3 protein-coding genes are annotated in these 3783 nt (G+C 69.5%); 2 read left to right on the top strand and 1 reads right to left on the bottom strand.

From position 1 onward, the window contains the following. Window positions 1–17: 17 nt before the first annotated feature. The gene (locus EYA84_RS28470) at window positions 18–1139 is read right to left on the bottom strand and encodes an acyltransferase (protein ID WP_131057023.1); all 1122 of its coding nucleotides are present in this window, start codon (window positions 1137–1139) and stop codon (window positions 18–20) included. A gap of 193 nt (window positions 1140–1332) precedes the next feature. Here EYA84_RS28470 and EYA84_RS28465 point away from each other — a divergent pair, with 193 nt between their 5' ends. Then, on the top strand, window positions 1333–2664 hold the full coding sequence (locus tag EYA84_RS28465) for a polysaccharide pyruvyl transferase family protein (protein ID WP_131057022.1): 1332 nt from the start codon (window positions 1333–1335) through the stop codon (window positions 2662–2664). Window positions 2665–2753: 89 nt separating this feature from the next. Further along, on the top strand, window positions 2754–3783 hold a 1030-nt coding region (locus tag EYA84_RS28460; protein ID WP_131057020.1), incomplete at its 3' end, for a glycosyltransferase.

Here is a 3783-nt window from a genome sequence, read left to right as displayed (position 1 = left end):
CGGGCTGGCCATCAACCTCACCTCCGCGGCGGGGCGGCGGGGGCGCGGCTCGGGGCGAGTCGGCGCATCATCGGTTGCTCCACGTAGCGGTGCAGCAACGCGGCCAGCGCCAGGGTGAGCAGCAGGAACCCGATCACCGCCGGCACTCCCCACCAGCCGGGCAGGCCGGTGCCCCAGTCGCCGGTGAGCCGCAGGATCGTCATGATCGCGAAGACGTGCACCAGGTAGAAGGCGAACGAGACCTCGCCCAGCCAGACCATCAGCCGGGAACGCAGCGGCGAGCGGCGACCGTGCACGTCCGCGTCGGCCGCCGCCGCGATCACCAGGACGTACGCCACCGACAGCAGTGCCGCCCAGAGTTCGGCCCGGATCCACTGCGAGGCCGCCACCCAGGTCGCGACGAAGATCACGGTGGCCAGCGGCAGCCGGGGCCCGCGCCAGCGACCGCGCAGCATCAGCTCGGCGGCGGCCACACCCATCCAGAACTCCAGCGACCGCACCAGCGGGAAGATCTGGGCGAACCACCACCGGCTCTGCTCCGGCACCAACTGCTGTCCGGGCCAGAGCGCCAGGATCAGCAACGGCATGGCGATCACGACGGCCCACAGCATCCACGGCCTGGCCCGGCGGATCAGCGGCAACGCCAACGGCAGGCACAGATAGAAGAACAGTTCGCAGGAGAGCGACCAGCTCACGTTGTTGACGCTGTAGAAGTAGCCCGGTCGCGGGTCCCATGCCTGGAGCAGGAAGAGGTTCTCCAGCGCGGCCACCGGGTTGATCGGGTCGGCGAACCAGAGCGCCGCGAGCATGGCCAGCGCCCACATCACCAGGTGGTTCGGATAGATCTTGGCGAGCCGACGACGCCAGAACCGGCGGCGGGAGTCACCGACCCGGGCCGACCACACCAGCACGAAGCCGCTGAGGATGAAGAAGAACTGCACCCCGGACAGGCCCAGGGTGAAGATCTCGCTGACCACCGCCTGGTGACCGGGCTCGGCGATGATGCGCATGGTGCCGGCGTGGAAACCGAAGACCAGCAGCGCGGCGATCCAGCGCAGTCCGGTCAACGAGGGCAATCGGCTGGCGTCACCGCGTCGGGTGGTGGAGGGCTGCCTATCGACGACGGTGGCGCTGGTCATTCCGGGCACCATACCGGTGCGGGCACACCCACTCGACGCGAGGCAGGAGGGGCGGATGCGGCGCAGGTGTCAACCGGTCCTCCGGTGGCCTAGTATTCCCGGGACTTGGATGAGCACCCACCCCGCCATCCGGCTCGGTGGTGCGCCGGGCATGCCGAGGCGGGGCCGGCACCGACGAGAGGCAGAGTCAGCGATGCACCAGCGGATCCTGATGCGGGCCCGAAAGGGTCCCTTCGACGTCAACTCGCCCGAGGAGACGTTCGAGCGGAACCTGATCGGTGAGAACGCGGGCAACCTGGTCTTCAGTCACGCCGCGAACAAGCTGCTGGCCACCCGCGCCGCCACCATCACGCCCAACGGCTTCACGGTGAACATGCGCGACAGCGACCGGATCAACGAGGAGTACGACGTCTTCGTGGTCCCGCTGGCGAACGCGTTCCGGCGCAGCTACGCCCACCGGCTCGACGCGATGAGCCGGCTGATCGAGCGACTCAAGATCCCGGTCGTGGTGCTCGGGGTGGGTGTGCAGACGAACGTCGACGGTGACCGGGAATACCTCCGTCCCATCGACGACCAGGTCAGTCGCTTCTGCCGGGCCGTCCTCGACCGCTCGCCCAGCATCGGCGTCCGGGGCGAGATCACCGCCGACTACCTGCGGACGATCGGCTTCTCCAACGTCGACGTGATCGGCTGCCCGTCGATGTTCCTGCACGGCGACACCCTGCCGGTGGAGAAGCGCAAGACGTTCATCGGCCCGTACGACAAGATCGCGTTGACCGTCTCGCCGTACGTCAAGTCGATGGCGAAGATCATCAAGACGCACCACCAGCGCTACGAGAACCTGCGCTACATCCCGCAGGACCTCAAGACGCTGGGCACCCTGCTCTTCGGTGACGCCCCCGAGGACCGTGGCAAGACCAGCGAGATCCCGATCCACACCACGCACCCGCTGTTCACCGAGGACAAGGTGCGGATGTTCGTCGACCCGTGGACGTGGATCGACTACCTCTCCGGGTTCGACTTCAACTTCGGCACCCGCATCCACGGCACCATCGTCTCGCTGCTCGCCGGCACGCCGGGCTTCCTCTTCGCGCACGACTCGCGCACCCTGGAGCTTGCCCGCTACTTCGAGATCCCGCACCGGGTGATGCGCGACGTGCCGGCCGATGTGGACGCCGCCCAGCTCTACGACGAGGCCGACTACTCGGGCATGGTCAACGGCCACAAGCAGCGGTACGACACGATGCTCCAGTTCCTGACCAAGCACAACCTGGGCAACTCCTTCAACGACGCCGACAGCGCGGCGGTGTTCGACGCCACCCGGCAGGCGACCGCCTTCCCGCCGGCCGTCCGCCCGGCACTGGCCACCTCGCCCGAGGTGCTGGTCAAGCGCATCGAGTGGCTGCGTGACCAGGAGGCTGTACTCCGCGAGCAGGCGTCACAGGCGATGCCTCGGCCGGAGCGGATCCGGACCCGGATCAAGAAGGCCGTCCCCGGCTCGGTGCGCCGCATGCTCAACCGTTAACCCGGCGCTGCCCGGCTGTTCAAAAACTCCACCACCGCCGGCCACGTCGGGTTCCAGGGCCGTCCATCCGGGCGGTCGATGGTTGCGGCGTGGTCATTCAGCCGACGCACGCGCCGCTGTTGAGCATCGTGGTACCCGTCTACCGCGTCGAGGCGTACCTGCGGCAGTGCCTCGACTCGATCCGTGGTGACGTGCCCGCCGACCGGGCCGCCGAGGTGGAACTGGTCGCGGTGGACGACGCGTCGCCGGACGGGTGCGGCGATCTGCTGCGCGCGTACGCGGCCGAGCATCCGGGCGTACGCGTGCGGCACCTGGCGACCAACGTCGGCCTCGGCCCGGCCCGCAACGCCGGGCTGGACGTGGCGACCGGCCGGTACGTCTGGTTCGTCGACAGCGACGACTGGCTGCCGCCGGGCACGATCCCGGTGGTGCTGGACCGGCTGCGGGCGGACCGCCCCGACGTGATGATGGTCGACCACCTGCGGGTGCACGACTGTGGCCGCCGGGAGGTGGACCCCAGCAGCCGGTTGCTGCGGGACGCACCCGGCGTGTTCCGGCTCGCCGACCGGCCCCGGCTGCTGCGGGTGCAGCACACCGCCTGGAACAAGGTGGTCCGCCGTGAGTTCCTGGCCGAGCTGGGGCTGCGCTTCCACCCCGGCTGGTACGAGGACATCCCGTTCAGCCACCCGCTGCTGATCGGCGCGGCACGCATCTCGGTGCTGGACCGGGTCTGCTACCTGTACCGCCAGGGCCGCCAGGGCGCCATCACCTCCACCCGCAGCGGCCGGCACTTCGACGCCTTCGACCAGTACGACCGGCTCTTCACCTGGCGGCACGAGCGGCACCCGGACGGGCGCTGGCACAGCGAGCTGTTCGACCTGATGGTGAACCATTTCCTGGTGGTGGTGGGCAACGACGACCGACTGCACCCGCACCTGCGGCGCGACTTCTTCCGCCGGGTCGCCGAGCACTACCGCCGGTACCTGCCGGGCAGCGGGTACCCCCGGCCCGGCGGAGTGGCCGGGTTCAAGCACCTCCTCGTCGGCCGGGACAGCTACCTGGCGTACGCCGCGCTACGCCGGGCCCACCGGATGGCCACCCGGCTGCGCGCTGCGGCGC

The organism is Verrucosispora sp. SN26_14.1, assembly GCF_004307965.1.
In the GTDB taxonomy this organism is placed as follows: Bacteria; Actinomycetota; Actinomycetes; order Mycobacteriales; family Micromonosporaceae; genus Micromonospora.
Note: the sequence above shows the minus strand (reverse complement) of the source record. Positions and strands in the feature narration are given on the sequence as shown.

Bases quoted from the DNA above. Each gene is read 5' to 3' on its own strand.
- EYA84_RS28470 (WP_131057023.1), bottom strand. From the start codon at position 1,139: ATGACCAGCGCCACCGTCGTCGATAGGCAGCCCTCCACCACCCGACGC.
- EYA84_RS28465 (WP_131057022.1), top strand. From the start codon at position 1,333: ATGCACCAGCGGATCCTGATGCGGGCCCGAAAGGGTCCCTTCGACGTC.